Here is a 23,100-nt window from a genome sequence, read left to right on the forward strand (position 1 = left end):
CTTTTTACAACACCACCAGAATAAATAATAAGATAATCTTAAAAATGAGCAAAGAAAGCAAAAACACCTACTGGAAAGACCTAAAAGAAGCCACTCAAACAACAGCAAAAGGTTTGAGTATGACATGGGAGCATTTTCAAAAATCTATACAAAGTTTAGCTAAAACAGAAAACAACACAAGTGGAAATGCAAATGCTGCCAAAAATCAACCTTTTGATGCTACTTATAGTTCAAATCTAGGAGTTGTAACAAATTTGTATCCTCACGAGATGATGCCGATTCCTGATAACGGAAGATATAAACTGCATAATGAAATTGAGGATTGTATTGTCTGTAACAAATGTGTGGAAGTGTGTCCTGTAAATTGCATCGAAATTGATGCTATTCGTGGAACTGAGCAAGTGGGAAGAGCTTCTGATGGTTCGCCTATTCGTTTTTATGCTGCCAAGTTTGATATTGATATGGCAAAATGTTGTTTTTGTGGATTGTGTACAGTTGTTTGTCCGACAGAATGCCTAACCATGACCAAAGAATTTGATTTTAGTGAAACTGATATAACTAAGATGAATTATGAATTTGGAAATCTTACTCAAGAAGAAGCGACTCAAAAACAAAGAGAATGGGACGATTTTCAAGCTGAAAAGACAATTAAAAAAGTAGTCAAAACAACTATTTCTAAACCTGCTCAAAAAATAAAAATAACTCCAACAGTTCAGTCAGAAGAAGATAAAGCAATTAAAAAACCTACTATTAAAATTAAAAAAATTGCTGCCCCATTAAAAACAGAACAACAAAAAGAAGAGAAAAACACAAGCGATAAAGCTAAGATAAAACCAATTAAGATAAAATTACCTATAAAAAAGCAATCCACAGAAAACCAAAATCTATCTTCTCAAAATGAAGCAAAAAAAGAAAAAGAGAAGCAAGAACCAAAAATTGAGCAAAAAAAAATAATCAAGATAAAAATTCCCAAATCTACAAATTCAAATAAGCCAACAAATGAAACTCAAAAGTCTTTGGAAAGCAAAAAAAACATCATAAAGATTAAATTACCCAAACAAAAATCTGAAAATCAAGTTACTAAAATAGATACAGAAAAAAAATTACCAAAATTAGAAGACCCTTCTGAAAACGGTAATAATTCTGATTTGGAAAAAGAATAAGACTTCATTTTTTATGTAAATTTGTCACAATTAAAATTTGCATCAAAGTCTATACATTTATTACTTATATTAAATAATTGTGCTTTTTAGTTATTATTTTTTTATAATATAAGTTAACAAATATTTTCTTTCTAAATATATACCAATACAAACTATATTTATATACTCTATACATTATATCAAAACAGTTCGCTTTTAGAACAGTAACCTATAAAAGATATTGTACGTTATCAGAACTAAAATAGATGGCTCTTCCGACTTTTTAGCGAAACATTGTGTGTTCAGTTCCTCAGAACTGAAAAAAACGCTTCCTCAGAAGCGTTTCATTCGTTTTTGAGAACGGTGTAACCCTCAGCGAAGCTAAAACGAACGCACACCCTTTTATAATTTCGCTAAATTGTCGGAAGAGCCAAATAGATTTTATTATATATAATTGGTATGCTTTCTTTCTCTATCTATTTTTTTACTATCATTTTATTTCTATTATTTTATGAACACATCTACTATTTACAGGATTTATCTCCTCATTTTTTTTACTTTTTGTGTACATATTGACTTTTGTTATTCTCAAAACACATTCCAACAACCTGCTAGTGTAGTATCTGGAGGAGGAGGAGCAAGCAGTTCGGGTAACTTTCAAAACTTTGGTGTACTAGGTGAAGCAATTGTTTCTCCTCAAATTGGGAATGATACTTTTTCTGGTCAGTTAGGTTATATTTACATGACAGGTGCAAATGAGCCTTATTATATTGGCAGAAACGACTCGCTTATTTTAGTCGATATTTATAATAGAACTGGAGGAGATAATTGGTTTGTTTCGTGGGATTTGACTACTCCAGTTTCTACTTGGCAAGGTGTTGAGATAGCTTATGGTTCTGTTGTTACATTAAATCTAAATGATAATAATTTAACAGGAACACTTCCTAATTCAGTTCGTAATTTTTCTAGAATCAATGAATCTAATTTTCAGATGAATATTGGAAGTAATAGATTAGATTTTGGGTCAGCAGAAGGCTTTATCAATATAATTCCTTCCTTTATATATTCTCCTCAAGCAAAAATCTATGCTCCAAAAGACACTACTATTCTACAAGGTGAATCAGTTACATTTTATTCAGAAACTGCTGGGAATTTTAATCGCTATCAATGGTTTAAGGACAATACAATTTTGGCAGGACAAACAAATTCTACTCTAACAGTCACAAATGTAACTCCAAATGATGCAGGAGCATATTATTGTAGAATAACAAATACACAAGCTACACAACTGATTTTGCAACGTCATACAATTAGCCTAAATGTAGAAGGTTTTGTAGATATATTTGATTCATTAGCATTAGTAGAAATTCACGACCAAACAGGAGGAACAAATTGGATAAACCCTTGGAACTTAAATAATCCAGTTGCTACTTGGGAAGGTGTAACACTAAGAGGAAATAAAGTAAGAGAATTAGATTTATCGAAACGTAATCTTACAGGAAATCTCCCAGAGGTTTTTGATGCAAATTTATTTTCAGAACTACGCTACTTGAGCTTTTTTGATAATAAACTGGAGGGACAAATTCCTGTCACAATAGGAGAACTTGCCCAACTTACTTATATAGACCTAGATAAAAACAACTTTGAAGGTGCTGTTCCATCTTCTTTTGGCAAACTCACTACTCTTCAAGCTCTTTGGCTTTCAAGAAATAATTTAGATGCTTTACCTACTGAAATTGGTAATTTGTCTAGTCTACAAAATCTTTATATCAATGATAATAAATTTAGCTCACTTCCTATTACTTTAGGAAGTTTGAGTGAATTATTAGTTCTCAATGTTAGTGATAATAATCTTTCAGAACTTCCAAACTCTATTACAAACCTTGTAAAACTGAGAGAATTGTATGCTAATCGTAATTTTATTGCTAATTTACCAATAGCAATGAATAATATGAGTGCTATTACTATTTTAGAAGTAAATACAAACCAACTAACATCTATTCCTACTGAGATTACACAATTATCTAATTTAGGTGTATTGCGTGTATCTGAAAACAGCTTAGAATTTGATGATTTATTGCCTTACGCAAATCGTAATTTACAATTTTTTGATTATGCTCCTCAAGCTCTTATCAATGAAGAACAAGATATTTTAGCAACTGTAAATCAATCTATTTCTTTTAGTATCCAAACATCAGGAAATGGAAATCGATATCAATGGTTAAAAGATGGACAAGATATTTCTACACTTCAAATGCTAACACTAAATAGAGTACAAATTTCAGATGCAGGAATTTATACAGCATTTGTTACCAATGCAGCTCTACCAAACCTTACACTTCAAAGAAGAAAAGTTGTTTTGAATGTAGAATGTGTTGAAAATGCAACTTTTGAATTGAACCAACCTCAACAAACTGTTTTTTGTGAAGCTCAACCATTTGGATTACGACTAGAAATTAATTCAGATTTTGCAGGAAGTCCAAAAATTCGTTGGAGAAAAGATGGTGTTATCTTAGCTTTTGCTAATGAAAAAAATTATACTGTAACCCAAGCAGGAAAATACACAGCGGAAGTTACAACAGCAGCAGGCTGTACAGCTCGTTCGAATGAAATAGAAATCATAACACTACCACAACCTATATTATCCATTGAATTAGTGGATAATACTTTCTTTACCAGCTCTGTAACAAGCACAGAATCAATAAGCTACCAATGGTTAAAAGATGGAGAAGCTATCGAAAATGCTTTTGAAGAAACATATAAACCAACAGAAGACGGAGAATATAGTCTTTTAGTTGTTTCTGAAGTAGGTTGTAGTTCAATTTCTTCTAGTATAATTTTCAATCGACAAATTACTGCTATAGAAGAACCTATCGAACTTCGTAGTCTTACTTTATTTCCAAATCCCAATAATGGTATTTTCTTTGTAGACTTTGGAACTACTTATCTAAATAGAACACCTAAATTTACATTAATTGATGCTATTGGAAGAGAAATTGATTTAAAAGCAGAATATATATCTTCTAGTCGTTATAAAATTTATGTAGATAAACTGACAGGAGGAATGTATCAGCTTAAAATAGAAACTGTAGATGGTGCAGCTTTAAGAAAATTTATTCTTTCTGAATAATTCTGACTAATAGAAATATATAGGCTATAAAATAAGCCATTCTATCAAAAAGATGGAATGGCTTATTATAATTTTTCAGAATCTAAAATGACAAGATTAGTGAGCCATTTCTTTCTCAAATACAGTATTTACATCTACATAAGGTAGCTCAAATGCTTCTGCTACACCTTCATATACTACATCGCCTTTAACGATATTAAGTCCTAATAATAATTCTTTATTTTCTTGACATGCTTTTACCCAGCCTTTATTTGCCAATTGAATAGCATAAGGGAAAGTTGCATTTGTAAGACCAACAGTAGAAGTATAAGGAACAGCACCAGGCATATTGGCTACACAATAATGAACTACATCATCAATAATATAAGTAGGGTCACGGTGTGTAGTTGCTTTAGTAGTTTCGAAACAACCACCTTGATCAACAGCTACATCTACAAGTACAGTTCCTGGACGCATAAGTTTAAGCATTTCACGAGTAACTAAGCGAGGAGCTTTTCTACCCGGAATCAAAACAGCACCAATAATCAAATCAGATTCTTGAACTGCTTGTTCAATATTATATTGATTTGACATGATAGTTGTTACATTCTCAGCCATAATATCATCAAGATGACGCATACGAGGCAAACTAACATCCATAATAGTAACACTTGCACCCAAACCAGCAGCCATTTTTGCAGCCTGTGTTCCTACAATTCCACCACCCAAAACGAGCACTTTTGCAGGCTGAACACCAGGTATTCCACCCAAAAGAATACCACGACCTTTAATTGGTTTCTCTAAATATTTTGCACCTTGTTGAACCGACATACGACCAGCTACTTCAGACATTGGAATAAGAAGAGGTAAAGAACGGTCAGCTTGTTCTACTGTTTCGTAAGCAATACAAACAGCCTTTGCTTCTATCATTGCTTTTGTAAGAGGTTCAGAAGAGGCAAAATGAAAATAAGTAAATACAACTTGATTCTCTTTAATCAGTTTGTATTCAGGCTCAATTGGCTCTTTTACCTTCATTATCATATCTGCAATTGCATATACTTCTTCGATAGTAGGCAATATTTTTCCACCTACACTCTCATACAAAGCATCAGGAAAACCACTTCCAATACCTGCCCCTTTTTGGATATAAACAGTATGTCCGTGATGAATAAGTTCGGCTACTCCACCGACAGTAAGAGCTACACGACTCTCGTCGGTCTTGATTTCCATTGGAACACCAATAATCATAATTTTGTGTGTTTTTATAAATGTGTTGTAATTAGTCTTTGAATCAGAGTTTGAACAAACAAAGGATTAAAAATTCGAATTACTAAAATAAATTTCTATTTTTTGCTAACTTATCACAAAGATAATTTTTTGAAAGCAAATAATCCCTCTTTTTCTAAGTTGCTGTTTAAAAAAAATTAAAAAGATAATTTCTATAAATAATTTTGTCGTTGAAGTTATTTAAGAATAGGCTTTTTGTACATTTTCTTGTTGGTGTCGTATAATAAATACCAACAAAAGTTCATATATTTTGCTGTTGTGGGTGTGTCACTGACGATGTATGAGAATTGCTACTACCAAATTCGCATTAATCTATCAAAGGTAAATTATTTCCTTTTGCAGAAACTACATATATTTTCGAATTTTCTATTTTTGCAATCATTATTTCTTTTCCAGATTCAATAAAACCACCATTGAGCGAACGCACTTCAAATATTTCTCCATCAATATTTACTCTTCCATTTGGACGCAAACTAGAAATTGTCTTTCCTCTTTGTTCAGGGTAAAGTAATAGTTTTCTTTCTGTATCTTTATCATCATGTTTGCCTTCTATTGCTTGTTTTTGACTAAACTTTTCCCAAGATTTGGAACGAACACTATAGGCAATTGCACCAATATTAAAGATAGAAGCAATAAAAAGTGTCCAAACAGAAGCATCTATTCCAAAAAAGAAGTAGGTCAGTGCAGTCCCTAAAAGAGTCATAAAAAGACTGATTACCCCAAATTTTATAGTTCCCGAAAGAATTTCTATAGTAAGGGTAATCATTGCAACAAAAAATAGAAAGCCAATTAAAAATAGTTCCACTAGTAAATTGATGTTAGATTGAAGTTTTATTTCAAATACGAATAAAATCGTGCTTTTGTTAGTGTTACAGGTTCTTTTTTAGTTAAACAGTAGAAACACGAATATTAGAGTTGCCATTAGCAACCATTCTCTGAACGTGGTGCAGTGTATTTTCTTGATTAATTTCTATCTCTACTGAAATATTTTGCTTTTTAAATAAAGCATTAAGAGCAGGAAAAAGAATAGTTCCAGTTTGCAATATTTCACTATCTACATTAAATTTCATTGATGTATTGATGCCATTACTTTTATAATAAACCATACAATAACTATTTGAAGAAAGATTGTTTTTTTCGTAAAAAACGATATTTGTTATATTTTCTGCTGGTAAAATAAATTCTTCAAATCCATATCTACTTGCAAAACCGATTGTTTTTTTAGTAATGTAAAATGTATTATCTGTAAAATCTTTATAAGTAGATTTTACTCTTTGTCCATAGTACCAGTCATATAGTGGATAAATACCTAGTATAACAATAAAAGGAATATAAATTGCTAAAGCTTTAATAATTGCTGCTGATGCAAACAGGAATATACAAAGAGTAAACAAACAAAGACCTACAGGTATAAAAGGATTATAAACAGTAGGGTGGTTTTTTTGAGAAGCCTGAATCCAAGGGATTTTATTGGTTTCACTAGGAATATTGTCTTGTATTTCATCCAGTTTTGGATGTGAAGTATATTTTGGAAGTGAAGTATAAAACAAAATATCATTCTCTAGCTCTAATCGTATCGCTTTTTGGACAGGAAATTTAGATAATGTTTCATTCTGCTCACAATGTCTTTTTCCTAAATACTCCCACGTATCTTTTAAAAAAACAGATTTACAACCTACACAAAAAACCACTTCATCGCCTTCTAAAATAGAATCGCCTGTAATTGGGTCTTTTCTATTTTGGGCTAGGAAATTTTGATGTTCGGATAAGGTAGAATTTATTTTATGAATGTGCATTATTTCAATTATTTACCCTTTAAGATTATTTCAGATACGAATAAAACCGTGCTTTTGTTAGTGTTACAGGTTCTTTTTTGATTTCAGACAATACAAAATTATTTTGCTGTAAAGCCAATGAAGTAGTTTGTGTTTTGTCATGAAGTTTTTCATAAGTCTCTATATCAATGGCTTGACGCAATTTCAGAGTAGAAAAAAGATTAAATTTTTCTATAATTTCTTTTGCACCTGATTGTAAGACACCCTCAAAAACCTTTGACTTTGAACCACTTCCATAGGCACAAAAACCTATTTTTTGATTTTCTAAATTATCTTTTTCATTCCCTTTTGACAATTTCATTTCCAAACAGCTCATCAAAGCCATAAAAATAGAAGCTGTGTACATATTTCCAATTTCGGAAGAAGCTAATTGACTATCAGCAATTTTTTGATTTACAAAATCTCTATATAAATCTGTTTTGGAAACATGTTTAACTAATTGACTTAAATCTATATTTATATCTTCTTGACTCAGATTCAATTTTTCTAAAAACTCTTTTCTTATTTCCTCATTGGCTGCTAAACTACCTGTCAAAATTCTTTCTTCAGTAAAAAGCTGACTAAACATTCGCTTTCCATGAAACGCATATGGCAAATGAAAAATCAAACTATTCCATTGTTCGGAAAGAATATCGTTTTGAGTGTATAAATTTTCTTTAACAGCCTGTTTTTTGAACGAAAAATAAGCATCACGCAGACGATTTTGATAACAAGAATTCGAAAATTGTCCATCAAAAACAGGAGTTTCGCTAAAATCAGGCTTAAAAAAATCGTGTTCACTTTTTGTAGAAACTCCCCAAACATCATGAATGGCAAGTAACCTAGGAGATTGTTTAATCAACATAGCAACTGCGCCAGCTCCTTGTGTATACTCTCCACCTGAATGTTTTTCATACTTGGCATAATCTGTACAGACAACAATACCAATACGGTTTTTATTATTTCTACTCCAATCTAATGTATTTTGAAGCGCATCAACACCACCAATACAAGCAAAAGTCATATCTATGGCATCACAATTTTCAAAGAATTCTTCTTCTACATTATTCTCTTCTTGTAATTTTTTGGTAAGCATTCCCAAAACATAAGTAGCAATAGGCTTTGCGCCATCAAGTCCTGATTCTGTACCTACATAAAGTCTTCCAATATCTTTGGGATTAAGACTATAATCTGTTATCAATTTCAAAACGGCATTGGCTGCCATACTTGCAGCATCTTCATTGACATTTGGAAGAGCCATTTTCAAAACGCCTAACCCTTTACTCAATTTATCATAATCAAGATTTCTTGAAGGAGCTAACGTTTTTAAATCTAAATAAATAGAAGGAACATAAAAAGACATGGCATCAATGCCAACTTGTACTGTATTTTGATTCATCAAAAAGTAAGATCATAAGTAAATAATATAAATAATTCTTTGTGTGTTTTTATTAGTTTATTTTGTCTGTTCACAAATCTATAAAAATATCATTAGAAAATGTTAGTATTACTTTTTGCATATTTATTTTGATTGGTCGTCGGTGGGACACCGACAATGGCTATAAGTTTCTTATTTTGACGAAATTGATGTGCATTAATCTTTAAATTTACTTCAATTCTAAAACAACCACATCTTTGTTAATCTCTTCAAAAGAATAGATTTTTTTGCCGTTATGTTCTTGCATAAAACTTTGGGCATCTTCTTGTTTAGAAAAAGGAACAAAATCCTTCCCCATTGGACTTGTTTTATCACTTCCTGTTACATAAAAAGCAGTTGTCCCATCTATCTTTTGAGTGGTATAATAGTCTGTAACTTCCATTTTGTCAATAGAAGTAACTACATTATTTGAAGAATCAGCTAAGTGAATAAACATACAACGAGGTGCGCAAAAGGCTAAATTTTTAGAATTGGCTTTTAGCATAACCTGCCAGTTTGGAAAGTCATTAGTAGGCATGCCACAATTTTGGCAGTCTGTCCACTCATATTTTTGCTCTGTTGATTCTATATTTTGCTCATCTTTCTTTGTAGTAGTTGTGCAAGAGTAAAAGAACATACTTGCACTAATAAAAACAAAAAAAGTTAGTTTCAAAGATTTAAACATTTTTTTTAGATTTACTAGGTTATTTTCTTCCAATAAGAATACAATACTCTTCGGGTTTTTCGACACGAAATTGCAATATATTTTGTGATTCTAAATAATCACGGATGAGCTTTTGATTAAATTTTTCTGGAAAAGTAAGAATAATAAAGCGTTTAGTAACACGAGTTAGTTCGGGTAAGGCTTCCATTAATTCTTTTTCAGTTTCAAAACCATCTGTACTTGTAACCACATCAAACTGATTACTAGGATAGCCTTGAAGTTTTGGAAAAGGTAGATTTTCTTTTGTAGAAAGTGTAGTAAAGCCTCCTTTGTGTAAATTCTTGATTCTATCAACTTGCTTTTTGTCCATAGACAGTGCAATTGTAGGCAAATAATGAAACTCGTCAACTAATTGCCAAACAAAATCGGTTTGTTTTTTTTCTAAATTAAGCACTTGGTCAGGCTGAACACCACGTAATACTCCAAAAAGTTTGTCTAAATAAGGTGCAGGAGCTTCTTTTTTTAAGAAATCTAATTCTAGCTTTTTTTCTTCTCCTAATTTAACTAATTCATGGTTTTCTTCATGAATCAAATCTTCTAACGGTTTTTTGAAATAAGTTTGAGTAGCTGAAGGAGTGCTAAGTTTTCCACGAACAAAAGCAGCTGTTAGTTGAAGATAATAGGAAGACGGTATTTGGTCTGGAGTTGATGAAAACGGATTTTCCACGTAATACTATTGTTATGTAATTAATTCTAAAGGATAGGTAATATTAAGAAGTAGACTTATATTTTTATATTTATTCAGAATAAATTTATACTTCTTCTATAAAACAATAAAATAATTTTATCAATTTTGAGACAGGGCATTCTGAATTTAGTTGCTTCAAATATACTCTCTTTTTGTAAGTTGTCCTAATAAAAGATAAATCAAAGTAGAATATTTAGATTTAGAAATTAGTTGTAGACAAGATATATGTTTTGATATTATTAGGTTGTGATTAATAGTAATTATTTCTCTAAGACTTGATTATTAACTCGCTTAGATAAAAATAGTGTCTTCTAAAAAGCTTTATTTTACAGTTTTCAGAGCAGAATTACATCAAATTTATATGAACTTAATCTATTGACTGAATCAAGAAATTATAAATATCTGTATTTATTACTATCTAACTCTCAAAAGTTCATAAAAAGAATGTATTTTTGTGTCTTAATTAAAATTGGTCTAATTTTGCCTCTTTAAAATTGGTCTTTTTTCTATGTCTTATTATTCAGTTGTATTAATTTGACCATAAAAAACTGAAAATTTATTTATTCTATCAATTTGATTATTGATAGTTATTACTGTTATTTAATGAGAAATACTATTGTTTTTTCAGCAAAAATCATTTTTTCTTTGCTCTTATTGTCTTCTTTATTTTCTTGTGCAGGCTATCAAAACAATATTCTTTTTCGTACAGGAGAAGATTTTGATAATAGTGCTTTCGATAAAGTAAAAGCAGAAGCAGAACAAAATTATAGACTTGCTCCTTTTGATTATATTACTATTCAGGTTTTTACCAATGATGGAGAAATTATGATTGATCCTTCTGGAGATTTTAGTGAAGAAGTAAAAGATGGAGGAGGTGTTGTAGTTGCCAATCCAAATCAGTTTGAAACAGATATATCTGGCATTCCTACTGGCAACTCTGGTACAGTAAATACAGTAGGAGGTGGAGCAAGAGGAGGCTTTTTGCGTAGATATTTAATACAAGAAACAGGAGCAATAGTTTTACCAATGATTGGACAAACTACATTGGCAGGACTTACCTTATATCAAGCTGATAGTTTACTAGCAAAAAAATTCAGTAAGTTTTATGAAGAGCCTTATATTATCACTCGTTATATCAATAAGCGAGTTATGATTATGGGTGCAATGGGTAATAAAGTCCTTACACTGACTAATGAAAATATGACTTTGTTAGAAGTACTAACTTTGGCTGGAAATTTTGACAATAATACTAGAGCAAACAAAATTCGTTTAATTCGTAATGCCAATACAGGAAATCCTGTTATGAAAAATATTGATTTGAGTACATGGGAAGGATTGAAAAATGCTGAGCTTATTATTCAACCTAATGATGTTGTGTATGTAGAACCTCGTCGTCGTGCAGGTTCAGAGTTTTTGGCAGATTTTGCACAAGTAGCATCTGCTATTGGTAGCTCAGTAACACTTATCCTTACCGTCCTTTTATTACAAGATAGATTTAGTGGCAATTAGAAAAACACTTTCGAATAAAAAAATCACAGAAAAAGTTATATATAAATATTAAATGAGCGACTTCGAAGAAAATCCATTTATAAATCCTTCTCAAGCAGCAGAAATTTCTAATGAAGAAAATTTTTTAGCTGATTTTGATGTTTCTAAGCTGATTAGAGTATTCAAAAAGAAAGTTATTTATATTATACTTTTACTTATTATTTGTATAACAGGCTCTTGGATATTGTTACGCTATACAAAAAGGGTATATAGCTCTTCTTCTACTTTAAAATTAGAAGTAAAGGGAACTTCTGAAGTATTAGGTAGAGGTATTTTTTCAAGTGAGGAAAGTGTAACCAACTTTCTAGTAGGAGAAATTGAACTTATCCTTTCTCGTTCTGTATATCAAGAAGTTGCACAAAGACTTGATCTGAGTGTAAGTTATTTTGTAAAAGGTAGATGGTGGTTCAATTATTTCGAACGTTTTCAAGATAATCCTTTTGAAGTTAGTGAATATGAGGTTTATAATAATGAATTTTATAATCGTCCTTTAGATATACAAATTATTGATGAGGAAGAGTTTGTACTTTCTTATCAAACTCCTACTGGAGATAGTTTTAGTAAAATATATAAGTTTAATACTCGCATAAAAAATCAATATTTTTCCCTTATTGTTTCTTTAACTAATAATTTTAATAAATTAAGGTCTCCTTCAGATAATTATTTTTTTACTATCAATAGTGAAGAATATCAGATAAACTATATAAAATCTTCCCTTAGATCTAATATATTAAATCCTAAGGCATATACTATACAAGTTGTATTTACAGACAATAATCCTTATAAAGCATCTATTATTACAAATACAGTAGTAGATATTTATTTTGAAAAAACATTAGAGAATAAAAACAAAGTCTACAAGCAAACCATAAATTACTTGGAAGACCAAGTCAGAGTAGTTCAAGATAGTTTAGAAACTATAGAAAAAAGTATTAATGATTATAGAAGAGAAAATGGAATTACAAATCAAAATCCTGATGAATATCAAAACTTAGTACAAAATATTTTCAATAGTATTAGAGATTTGCAAGAGAAAAGAATAAATATGGATAATGAGTTGAAGATATACAGGGAAATATCTACTCTTTTGGAGAATGACTCTACTCTTTTAGTTGCTCTTACTTACTCCAATCTTTTAAATAACCCTTCTTTGGAGACTAAGCTAGGAAAAGTATATGATGAAGAAAAGCAGAAAAAATTTATGCTTGATAGAGTGACCAAAGAAACAGGAGCTTATCAACAAAAGGAAAAAAGAATAGACTTTCTTAAAGACGAGATAGAAAAACTCATTACACTTAATCAACGTATTATTTACGAACAATTGAGTGAGCTGAATATAAATATTTACAAATTACAAAGCTCAATTCCCTCTTCTGCAAATGAAATAGATTTAGCACTCAAAAAAATGCTACGCTATCAAGATTCTTATCAGAAAAATTATAATATTTTGTTAGGCAAACTTATAGAAACAAATATTACAATGTCTGGCACAGTTACTAACTATCAACGACTTTCCACAGCCGTTCCTAGTATTAAACCTATTTATCCAGAACCACAACTTTTTTATATTTATGGAGTAGGAGTTTGGCTATTTTTATCTTTTTCATTGCTAGGACTGACTTACATAAGACAAAATAAAATAGACTCTCTGCCCGAACTTGAGAAACTATCTAGTGTTCCTATTTTGGGTATGGTACCAAAGTATGATAAAACAATGGATTATTCGCAACTTGTTATCCATAAAAGACCTAAATCTGCCATCAGTGAATCATTCCGTTCGCTGCGTACTAATTTAGATTTCCTGGGTAATATTTCCAATGATTCTATTATTTCTGTTACCTCAACAACTTCTGGAGAAGGAAAAACTTTCATTGCTGTTAATTTAGGTGGAATTATTGCTCTATCTCAAACAAAAGTTGTACTCTTAGATTTAGACCTCAGAAAGCCAAAGGTACATTTAGCTTTTGGAGTAGAAAATACAAGAGGAATAAGTACACTTTTAATAGGCAAAACCTCTATTGATGAAGCTATAAATCACAGTGAAATTCCTAACTTTGACTTTATTACAGCAGGTGCACAACCTCCAAACCCTTCAGAACTCATAATGAGTGATGAATTTGGTACATTAATAAAACAATTAAAGCAACGCTATGATGTAATTGTATTTGATATGCCTCCTGTAGGTTTAGTAACTGATGGAATTATAGCCATGCGATTGGCTGATTTGCCTATTTATGTAGTACGTACTGAATATTCTCAACGTGGGTATATAAGAGGTATCAACCGTTTACATCAAGTACAAAATTTCAAAAAACTATCTATTATCCTCAATGCAGCAACTAAAAGTACAGGTGGTGGATATGGATATGGGTACGGATATGGTTATGGATACGGATACGATTATGGATATGGCTACTATGATGATGATGAAACAACAACTCCTTTTACTAAACTAAAAAACTGGTGGAGTAAGGCTAAAAGAAAATTGAAAAAAACATAAATCAGCAAAAAATGATTTCATTATTTAGAAAAAAAACTAAATCGTATGGCAATATACTGCCAATTACAGTTGATATGCACTCTCATCTTTTACCAGGAATAGATGATGGTTGTAAATCTTTTGAGGAGTCTATCGAACTCATTAAAGAATTAATTGATTTAGGATATAAAAAACTTATTTGTACACCTCATATTATGGGGGATTTTTATAGAAATACACCTGAAATCATTTTAGGAAAATTAGACCAACTAACTGATATTATTCAGCAACTAGGACTAAATATAGAATTAGGAGCAGCAGCAGAATATTATTTAGATGAATCTTTTATGGAACGAATAAACAAAGCAGAAAAACTACTCTGTTTTGGGAAAGAAAAATACCTCCTTTTCGAAACTTCATACATGAATGCCTCTCCTCATATAGAAAATGTCATTTTTATGTTGCAATCTTTAGGTTACACACCTGTACTTGCACATCCTGAACGTTATGTTTATCTTTTTGAAAACTATAATGAAAAATTACACGAATTACATGAAAAGGGAGTTTTATTTCAAGTAAATATTAATTCCCTTTCAGGTTACTATTCTCGTCCTTCCAAGAAAATAGCTGAATATTTGATTGATGAAGATTTAGTTAGTTTTTTAGGTACAGATATGCACGGAAAACGTCACTTTCAGTCTTTATTAAAAAGCAGAGAAACAAATCATTATAAAAAAGCTCTCTCCCAACAATTATTAAATAATAAGCTATTAGAAATATAAGTAATTGAGCTAAATTATTTACAGCTTATTTATTAAGCATCTTTTTTAGAATAGTTTCTGCTCCTCTTTTAAAATCTTGGGTTTTGTTATATGTAATTCTGCCCAATTACTTAAAACTAATATCTGCAAACTGATTTTACTCTTAATTTATTGTATTATGACTTATAAAAAATTAAATTTTGTAATTCATAATTCGTAATTCGTAATTCCTTTGTGTATATTTGTAACAAGCTGTATCTTTTTGTAAAAAAAGATTACTATCAAAAATTATTTCACACAATTATTTAAAATAGAACATTTTTTATGAGCGAAAATATCATAACCATCGAAAACGGCAAATTAAATGTACCTGAAAATCCTACTCTTCCTTTTATCGAAGGTGATGGAATTGGTGCAGATATTTGGAAAGCATCACAAGCTGTTTTTGATGCTGCTGTTGAGAAAGCCTATGATGGCAAAAGAAAAATAAACTGGAAAGAAGTATTAGCAGGAGAAAAAGCATTTAATGCAACAGGTAATTGGTTGCCTGCTGAAACATTAGAGGCATTTAGAAAATATTTAGTAGGAATCAAAGGTCCTTTGACTACTCCTGTAGGTGGTGGTATTCGTTCGCTTAATGTTGCACTTCGTCAAGAATTAGATTTATATGCTTGTTTGCGTCCTGTTCGTTACTTTGATGGCGTTCCTTCTCCAGTAAAACAACCAGAACTTACAAACATGGTTATCTTCCGTGAAAATACAGAAGATATTTATGCAGGTATTGAGTATATGGCTGGAACAGCTGAGGCTGATAAAGTAAAAAAATTCTTGATAGAGGAAATGAAAACTAGTAATATTCGTTTTCCTGAATCTTCTTCTATTGGCATCAAACCAGTTTCTAAAGAAGGCACAGACCGTCTTGTTCGTGCAGCTATTAAATATGCAATCGCTCAAAAACTTCCTTCTGTAACACTTGTTCACAAAGGAAATATCATGAAATTTACCGAAGGTGCATTCAAAACTTGGGGTTACGAATTAGCTGAAAAAGAATTTGGTAACGAAACTTATACATGGGCACAATACGACCGTACAAAAGAAGAAAAAGGAACAGAGGCAGCAAATGCAGAACAAAAAGCAGCTTTAGACAGTGGAAAAATCTTAGTTAAAGACTCTATTGCTGATGCATTTTTACAACAAATTTTGCTTCGTCCATCTGAGTATTCAGTAGTTGCAACACTTAACCTTAATGGTGATTATATTTCTGATGCTTTGGCTGCTATCGTTGGGGGTATTGGTATTGCACCAGGAGCAAATATCAATTATGTAGAAGGTGCTGCAATATTTGAAGCAACTCATGGAACAGCTCCTAAATATGCAGGTTTGGATAAAGTAAATCCATCTTCTGTAATTCTTTCAGGCGTAATGATGTTTGAATATATGGGATGGCAAGAAGCTGCTGACCTTATTACACAAGGATTAGAGGGAGCTATCAACTCTAAACGTGTTACTTATGATTTTGAAAGACAAATGGAAGGAGCAACTCTTGTTTCTTGTTCTGGTTTTGGACAAGAAATCATCAAAAATATGAAACCTGTAACAGTATAAACAGAATCATTTTTATAATTCAGGAATTTGCTCAACATCTAATTTGAGAATTTTGATACAATTTCTGTAACTTTATAGCGATACATTTTACCAACTAATCTAATATTTTAGTAAACGGAAAATGTATCGCTATTTTTATATATTATTATAAATTAGTTGTGCTTCTTAATTACGACTGATAAATTTCAGTTCTATATTGGTTTTACTTCTAAATTCTGACTTCTAAATTCTAACTTTATTAAAATTATGCGTTTTTCATTTTTAAATACTCTTGCTTTTACATTGCTTATTTGCCTTTTTTCTTGTAATTCTTCAACTAAAGACAGTGGGGAAACAAATGGAGATTCTACAACAGTAGAAAATACAACTTCTACATCAACAGAAAATACAAATACAGAAACAACTGTTGAGTTTTCGCCTGATGATGCCAATAAAGAAGGTGGTTTTTTTAATGTTTCTTTAGGAGAAGAAAAATCAACAGTAAAAACAAATTTTGCTGATAATGGACTTTCAATGGATAAAGACAACGGTGTAACTTATATTATGGCTGGAAATACTGAAAACAATATCAGTATTGATTTAAAAGGTGGAACTTCTGGAGATTTTCCAATTGGTAGTGATGAGAAACGTTCGGCAAATGTTGCTATTAATTTGACGACTACTTCTGGAACTATGGGTGGTTCACTCACCAAAGGAACAGTAACCATTACAGCACTAGACGAAGCAGCAGGAACAGCAGCAGGAGAATTTTCAGGAAATACAGCAGATGGAAAAGAAGCAAAAGGAGAATTTAAACTCAACCTTAAAAAGATGTAAAGTATAGGGGATGCAAAAGCATCCCTTTAAAATAAACGTAGAGGACACTAAAGTGTCCTTTTTTTATTTCGGAAATTGCATTGTCAAACAGTGTAAAGAACCATGCTGACGAATGATAGGCAAACAATTTATGCCAATAATTTCTCTATCAGGAAAGGCTTTTTGAATTTGAGAAAGTGCTAAATTATCTAAATCTCTATTTTCTTGGTCATTTTCGTAAGTAGGAACTAAAACAGCTTTATTAATTATCAAAAAATTAGCATACGTAGCTGGCAAACGACGATTATCTTCTTCGTGATAGGCAGTAGGTGCAAAAGGCAAAGGAATTAATTTATAGGAATTGTTATCTTTAGTTTTTAGACTTTCTAATTCTTCTTCCATTTTTTTCATAGATTTATAATGAGAATCTGATTTATCTGTAGGAGGAGCAACATAACAAATTGTATCATTTGGACAAAGACGAGCTAATGTATCAATGTGTGCATCTGTGTCATCTCCCTCTAATGCGCCGTGTTCTAACCACAAAATACGATTAGCACCAAAATAATTTTTGATTTTCGTTTCTATTTCTTCTCTTGAAAAATTAGGATTTCGCTCTTTTGACAAAAGACATTCAGAAGTAGTCAAGATTGTACCTTCGCCATCAGATTCTATTGAACCTCCTTCTAATACAAAATCTATTTGCTCTACTTTGTCTTTCAAATAATTTTCTTTTTTTAGGATTTGAGTAATCAAATTATCTTTAGATGCTTCAAATTTATTTCCCCAACCATTAAAGGTAAAGTCTAAATGAATTTGTTTGTCGTCCTCAATAACTGTCATTGCGCCATGGTCTCTTGCCCACGTATCGTTTGAATCTATTTCTACAAAAATGATTCTTTCAAACTGTTCTTTATCTAAATTACTAAATAATTTTTCAGTTTCTATTTTATTTTGACAAACTAAAAGCACATTTTCAAAACGTGTAATTTGAGTTACAATTTCGATAAAAACAGGTGTTACAAGCTCCAAATCATCTTTCCAATCCGAATTTTGATGTGGAAAAGTAAGTTGAACATAAGATTGTTCTTCCCATTCAGCAGGAAGACGACGAGAAATAGACGAATTTTCAGACATAATTTGTAGAAGTATAACAGACATCCCTGTCTGTTGGAAAGATATTTTTATTTTTTTTTGCACAGACTGGGAAGTCTGTGATACTTATACAAAATAAAGCAATTTTTAGAACAAATTTTTATCCTGCACTTTGTTAAAAAACTTCAAATTTAGATTTTGTTAAAAAAATGAGTAGGGGAACTCTTTTGAGTTATTCGTCATAGTTGCAAATCAAATCACAATTTCAAAACCAAATTTAATTATTTCAACTATGACACATTCTAAATTTTATACTTTATCTCTTTCTGCCTTTATCTTATTTTTCTTTATTTCATTTTCATCCTTTTCACAAGATTCTACTTCACAAATTATAAATGATAAAAAGACTACTGACCCAATTACTATTTTTGGAAAAAATTCTACACAAAGAAGTGGTTTTTTTATGGCGTGGGACACAAAAGCAACTAAACTTATTGGCGAACCAGCTATTCTGACTGGTGGTAGAATTGGTTGGAATGTAAATGGAGTGATGAATATTGGATTTATGGGGCAAGGACTTGTACCTACTGTACAAAAGACAATTTCTAGTGATGTATTTCAAAATCAAAATGCTCGTTTATTGATGGGATATGGTGGTGTTACTCTTGAACCTGTCATTGGCTCTCGTTTGCCAATTCATGTTACTTTTCCAACTACGATTGGTGCTGGTTGGGTGGGTTATGTAAAAGACTGGAAACACGAAAAGGCTTACACCAATCACGAGGACGATTTATTGGATGATGAAATTTTCTTTGTTCTTGAACCAAGTGCAATGGTAGAGATGAATCTTACCAAAATTTTGAGAGTTTCGATGGGAGGAAGTTATCGTTTTACGGATGATGTCAAACTTTTAGAAACTTCAAAAAATGCTTTACAAGGATTTGCTTTTCAATTTTCAGTCAAATTAGGTAGATTTTAGTTTAACATTTGTTTATCTAAAACTAAACAAAAAAAATCTTTTTTACACAAAAAAATCTTTTACAGCCTTTGTGAAAGTTTTTTTTTGTTTTTATTAAAAAAATTCTTTTTATTGTTAATTGTTTTTGTAAAAATATTAAACAATTTATACCTTTGTAGAGTTAATAAGATATATTGAGAAATTAACCTACTTCTATGGTGTTTTTTCTTGTTTCAAATACAAATTTTGAAGGCATTTTATAAAAACACAAATAGATTAAAGACATTAAAGATTCATTGTTTTCCTGATTGAATAGAAAAAGGCTCTTACATTTTGTAAGGGTCTTTTTGTTTTTGGAAGGAATCTATAAATTCTCTAATAATTTCAAAACAGCAATGAAGTAAAGATAAATTACTACTTCTGCAATCTGCTGAGTAGCTCCTAAACAGTCACCTGTGTATCCACCAATCCATTTTTTGAAATAATAACCTAGATAGAGTTTGAGTGCAAAAAGTGGCGCAATGACAAGCGCACCAACTGCCCAAGGAGAAAAGAGAAAAATGGGTAAAAATCCAAAAACAGAACTTACTATAATTTCAGTAGCAGAAAGTTGTTTTGCAATCGGTTTTACTTTACTAGACAAATCCTCACGAGCATATTGGTGTGTATACACAAAAGTAAGAGCTGTAAAACGACTCAAACTATGTCCTATAAAAAAAACTATCCAAAAAGAATTTAGTGAACTAGCAGCCATAAACTCAAAAAGTGTCAGAAGAGCTGTATATTTCAAAAATAACAAAAGAGCTGTTCCAATCATTCCATATGCTCCAATCCTAGAATCTTTCATTATTTCTAGTATTTTTAGTTTTTCCCAACCTCCTCCAAAACCATCACAGACATCAGCAAAACCATCTTCATGAAATGCTCCAGTCAGCAAAACAGTAGCAATCATACTCAATATAAGAGCTACATAATGAGAAAATAAAAATTCACTTCCCCAAAAAACAAGTGCAGCCATTCCACCCACTAACCAACCAATAAAAGGAAAATAAATAGATGATTTATTTAGCTGTTCATCGCTATAACCTACCCATTTTGGAACAGGAATACGTGTATAAAACATCAAAGCAGTCAAAAACAAACGTAACTGATAATGAAGAAGAGGAAGTAGAGATTGGAAATTAGGTAGATAAAATTTCATAAAATAAAATTAGAAATCAGATTTTAGAAGTTAGAAAGCAAAAACAAATATATTCAAAATGTATTTCATTCCTCTTTGTTCTCTTCAGACCTTATTTAAAATGCATTGAAAAATTCTAAAACTAACCCTAAAAATTCTCTTTCTGTCGAAAATATTCAAATGAGATTAAAAAAACAGTTCGTTTTTTCTTATTTTTACTTTCTTATAAACTGACCTAGCAAAAACGATATACACTTTCCGAAAAATATGGATTTCGAACTTACACCAGAAATAGAAGAAAAAATAAAATTATTAGCTGTCAAATATGATTCGATGGGACAAGATTTAGTGTCTTATTTAGATGGTTTGTTGTATGCAAATTATCTGACCTATTGGGATTATATTCACTTGGATACACTTTTGAGTCTTCAAGACCCAAAAACTGATTTCCCAGACGAGACTATTTTTATTACTTATCATCAAATAACAGAGCTTTATTTTAAGCTCATTCAGCACGAGCTAAACCAAGTAAGTTGGCTAAAAGATAGCAATGGAAAGGTGTTTTTGGAAAAAATAAGACGTGTAAATCGTTACTTCAGACATTTAGTCAATTCCTTTGAAATAATGGTGGAAGGAATGGATTACAACGAATTTTTGAAGTTTAGAATGTCTTTGCTTCCTGCTAGTGGTTTTCAATCAGCACAATACCGTCAAATAGAAATCCTATGTACTGATTTTCGTTTTTTGGTCGAGACCAGTCAAAGAGATTTATTTGATGAACATTCTCGTATTGAAGAAATGTTTGGTTATGCCTATTGGAAAAGAGGTGCAATAGAAACAGAATCTGGACACAAAACGCTTACTCTAAGACAATTTGAAAGAAAGTATTCAGAAGATTTATTAAAACTCACTAAACGCTGCCGAACTCGTAATTTGTGGTTTATTTTTTCTAATCGTCTGCAAGAATCTAATCTAAAAGATAAAATAATAGAAGAACTCCGAACACTTGATGCTCTTGTAAATATAGATTGGCGACTTTCTCACTTTCAAGCTGCTGTTCGTTATCTCAATAAAGATACACAAGCCATTTCAGCTACAGGTGGAACAAACTGGCAAAAATACCTTCCTCCTAGATTTCAAAAACAAGTTTTCTATCCTTCACTTTGGAGTGAGGAAGAATTAGAAAACTGGGGGAAATCGTGGGTGATTCAGCATGTAGGTTCTCGTACTCGTGTAACGACTCCATCACCTTCCAAAGACTTTCATTCAGAAGGAAAACCAAATTCTTCTACCAAAAATGAAAATGGCGTAGCTGAGTAAAAAAATAGAATTACATCTTTTTATAAAAAAACGGATTTGGAATTAGTAACCTAAAAAATATTTTTGTTACCTTTGCAGCCTAAAATTTTATTCAAAAAGAGTAAATATTTTGAAATAATAAAGAAATAACAAACGAATTTTTGTTCTTTAAAACCCTTAGGGTATTAAAGACCCTTAGGGTTTATAAAATCAAACATAAAATCAAAATGGCAAAAACAACAGACAAAAAAACAGTAAAAGCGCAAGCTAAAGCAGGAGAAAAAACTGAAGTTCAGGATATAAACCCAGATATTGAAGCTGGAACAGAACAGTTTTACCAAGCTGTAGAAGCTGACCGTTTGCAACAAAGTATCTTAGAAGTAAGCGAAAACAAAGGATTAAGAACTGGTGTTTTTATAGCTTTAGGTGCAATTACTCTCGTCATAGTGGGTATTTTTGTTTATCAATTTTATGTAGAGAAAAAAGAAACAGAGGCTCAAAAAGAACTTTTTGCAGCTCAATTTTACTTTGAAAATGACTCACTAAATACAGCTCTTAAAGGTGATGCAACTACAACAGTAGGTACTGAGAAAATTGCTGATGAGTATTCTATGACTAAAGCTGGTGATTTAGCTGCTTTTTATTCAGGAACAGCCTTATTAAAAGAAGGAAAATTCAATGAAGCTATTGAAAGTTTAAAACAGTTTGATGCTGATGACTATTTAGTTCAGGCAAGAGCATATTCTTTAATAGGAGATGCTTATATGGAACTTGATAAGTTAGACGATGCAGTTACTTATTACAAAAAAGCTTCAAATCATTCTCCAAACGACTTTTTTACACCAGAATATTTGATGAAATTAGCTTTAGCTTACGAACTCAAAAATGATTATTCGATGGCTATACAGGCTTACGAAACAATTATTGAGCAACATAAAAAATCTGATATGGTAAGCAAAGCAAAAAGAGCTTTAGGTCGTGCAGAAAGCATGAAAGGTAAAAAAGCAGCTTAGGAATGATAAATTATTAATTGTGAATGATAAATGAATACAAACACAATTACAAATTATACAACTAGTAATTTATTTAATTTCAATTCCTTAGTACAGTGTAACATAAGTTTATTTGCATTTTACTATCGTTGGTGGGGACACCAACAATGGTAAAATTATAAATTGAACAGGGTTTTAACCCTGTTT

At 31.2% G+C, this 23,100-nt stretch carries 18 protein-coding genes; 10 read left to right on the forward strand and 8 right to left on the reverse strand.

Going from position 1 to position 23,100, the window contains the following annotated elements; all coding sequences use genetic code 11:
- Window positions 1–44: 44 nt before the first annotated feature.
- Together V9L04_RS20535 and V9L04_RS20540 are read left to right on the forward strand one after the other, a co-directional pair.
- Complete coding sequence (locus tag V9L04_RS20535; protein ID WP_338791807.1) at window positions 45–1,163, forward strand: 4Fe-4S dicluster domain-containing protein; 1,119 nt, start codon at window positions 45–47, stop codon at window positions 1,161–1,163.
- A gap of 490 nt (window positions 1,164–1,653) precedes the next feature.
- Window positions 1,654–4,272 carry an immunoglobulin domain-containing protein gene (locus V9L04_RS20540; protein WP_338791808.1) on the forward strand — a complete coding sequence of 873 codons (2,619 nt, stop codon included), beginning with the start codon at window positions 1,654–1,656 and terminating at the stop codon, window positions 4,270–4,272.
- Between the two features lie 96 nt (window positions 4,273–4,368).
- Here the strand turns inward: V9L04_RS20540 and ald are convergent, their stop codons facing one another.
- The 6 genes from ald to V9L04_RS20570 form a co-directional block, all read right to left on the reverse strand.
- A complete protein-coding gene (gene ald, locus V9L04_RS20545) occupies window positions 4,369–5,499 on the reverse strand; it encodes an alanine dehydrogenase (RefSeq protein WP_338791809.1) in 1,131 nt (376 codons plus the stop codon).
- Window positions 5,500–5,845: 346 nt separating this feature from the next.
- Complete coding sequence (locus tag V9L04_RS20550) at window positions 5,846–6,343, reverse strand: NfeD family protein (protein WP_338791810.1); 498 nt, start codon at window positions 6,341–6,343, stop codon at window positions 5,846–5,848.
- An 82-nt stretch (window positions 6,344–6,425) separates the two neighbouring features.
- Window positions 6,426–7,334: a hypothetical protein gene (locus V9L04_RS20555; RefSeq protein WP_338791811.1), complete on the reverse strand. Its 909-nt coding sequence runs from the start codon at window positions 7,332–7,334 to the stop codon at window positions 6,426–6,428.
- Window positions 7,335–7,359: 25 nt separating this feature from the next.
- Window positions 7,360–8,751 (reverse strand): hydroxymethylglutaryl-CoA synthase, encoded by a 1,392-nt coding sequence (locus V9L04_RS20560; protein ID WP_338791812.1) that lies wholly within the window; start codon window positions 8,749–8,751, stop codon window positions 7,360–7,362.
- A 208-nt stretch (window positions 8,752–8,959) separates the two neighbouring features.
- Entirely contained in the window at window positions 8,960–9,454 is a 495-nt protein-coding gene (locus V9L04_RS20565) for a nitrous oxide reductase accessory protein NosL (RefSeq protein WP_338791813.1), read from the reverse strand.
- Window positions 9,455–9,473: 19 nt separating this feature from the next.
- Entirely contained in the window at window positions 9,474–10,160 is a 687-nt protein-coding gene (locus V9L04_RS20570; RefSeq protein WP_338791814.1) for a hypothetical protein, read from the reverse strand.
- Between the two features lie 624 nt (window positions 10,161–10,784).
- Between V9L04_RS20570 and V9L04_RS20575 the strand changes: the two genes are divergently transcribed.
- The 5 genes from V9L04_RS20575 (at window position 10,785) to V9L04_RS20595 (ending at window position 17,390) form a co-directional block, all read left to right on the forward strand.
- Window positions 10,785–11,690, forward strand: a complete 906-nt coding sequence (locus V9L04_RS20575) for a polysaccharide biosynthesis/export family protein (RefSeq protein ID WP_338791815.1) — start codon at window positions 10,785–10,787, stop codon at window positions 11,688–11,690.
- Between the two features lie 52 nt (window positions 11,691–11,742).
- Entirely contained in the window at window positions 11,743–14,229 is a 2,487-nt protein-coding gene (locus V9L04_RS20580; protein WP_338791816.1) for a polysaccharide biosynthesis tyrosine autokinase, read from the forward strand.
- Between the two features lie 11 nt (window positions 14,230–14,240).
- Window positions 14,241–14,990: a CpsB/CapC family capsule biosynthesis tyrosine phosphatase gene (locus V9L04_RS20585; protein WP_338791817.1), complete on the forward strand. Its 750-nt coding sequence runs from the start codon at window positions 14,241–14,243 to the stop codon at window positions 14,988–14,990.
- Window positions 14,991–15,293: 303 nt separating this feature from the next.
- Window positions 15,294–16,574 carry an NADP-dependent isocitrate dehydrogenase gene (gene icd, locus V9L04_RS20590; protein WP_338791818.1) on the forward strand — a complete coding sequence of 427 codons (1,281 nt, stop codon included), beginning with the start codon at window positions 15,294–15,296 and terminating at the stop codon, window positions 16,572–16,574.
- A 246-nt stretch (window positions 16,575–16,820) separates the two neighbouring features.
- Window positions 16,821–17,390: a hypothetical protein gene (locus tag V9L04_RS20595; protein WP_338791819.1), complete on the forward strand. Its 570-nt coding sequence runs from the start codon at window positions 16,821–16,823 to the stop codon at window positions 17,388–17,390.
- Between the two features lie 63 nt (window positions 17,391–17,453).
- Here the strand turns inward: V9L04_RS20595 and V9L04_RS20600 are convergent, their stop codons facing one another.
- Window positions 17,454–18,530, reverse strand: coding sequence for an agmatine deiminase family protein (locus tag V9L04_RS20600; protein ID WP_338791820.1), 1,077 nt, complete (start codon window positions 18,528–18,530; stop codon window positions 17,454–17,456).
- Window positions 18,531–18,756: 226 nt separating this feature from the next.
- Between V9L04_RS20600 and V9L04_RS20605 the strand changes: the two genes are divergently transcribed.
- Entirely contained in the window at window positions 18,757–19,443 is a 687-nt protein-coding gene (locus tag V9L04_RS20605; protein ID WP_338791821.1) for a hypothetical protein, read from the forward strand.
- Window positions 19,444–19,786: 343 nt separating this feature from the next.
- Here V9L04_RS20605 and V9L04_RS20610 read toward each other — a convergent pair whose 3' ends face one another.
- Window positions 19,787–20,623 (reverse strand): adenosylcobinamide-GDP ribazoletransferase, encoded by an 837-nt coding sequence (locus V9L04_RS20610; protein ID WP_338791822.1) that lies wholly within the window; start codon window positions 20,621–20,623, stop codon window positions 19,787–19,789.
- Window positions 20,624–20,869: 246 nt separating this feature from the next.
- Here V9L04_RS20610 and V9L04_RS20615 point away from each other — a divergent pair, with 246 nt between their 5' ends.
- Window positions 20,870–21,922, forward strand: coding sequence for a tryptophan 2,3-dioxygenase family protein (locus tag V9L04_RS20615; RefSeq protein ID WP_338791823.1), 1,053 nt, complete (start codon window positions 20,870–20,872; stop codon window positions 21,920–21,922).
- Between the two features lie 206 nt (window positions 21,923–22,128).
- Window positions 22,129–22,914, forward strand: coding sequence for a tetratricopeptide repeat protein (locus V9L04_RS20620; protein WP_338791824.1), 786 nt, complete (start codon window positions 22,129–22,131; stop codon window positions 22,912–22,914).
- Window positions 22,915–23,100: the final 186 nt, after the last annotated feature.

This window comes from Bernardetia sp. MNP-M8 (genome assembly GCF_037126285.1).
GTDB lineage: Bacteria > Bacteroidota > Bacteroidia > Cytophagales > Bernardetiaceae > Bernardetia.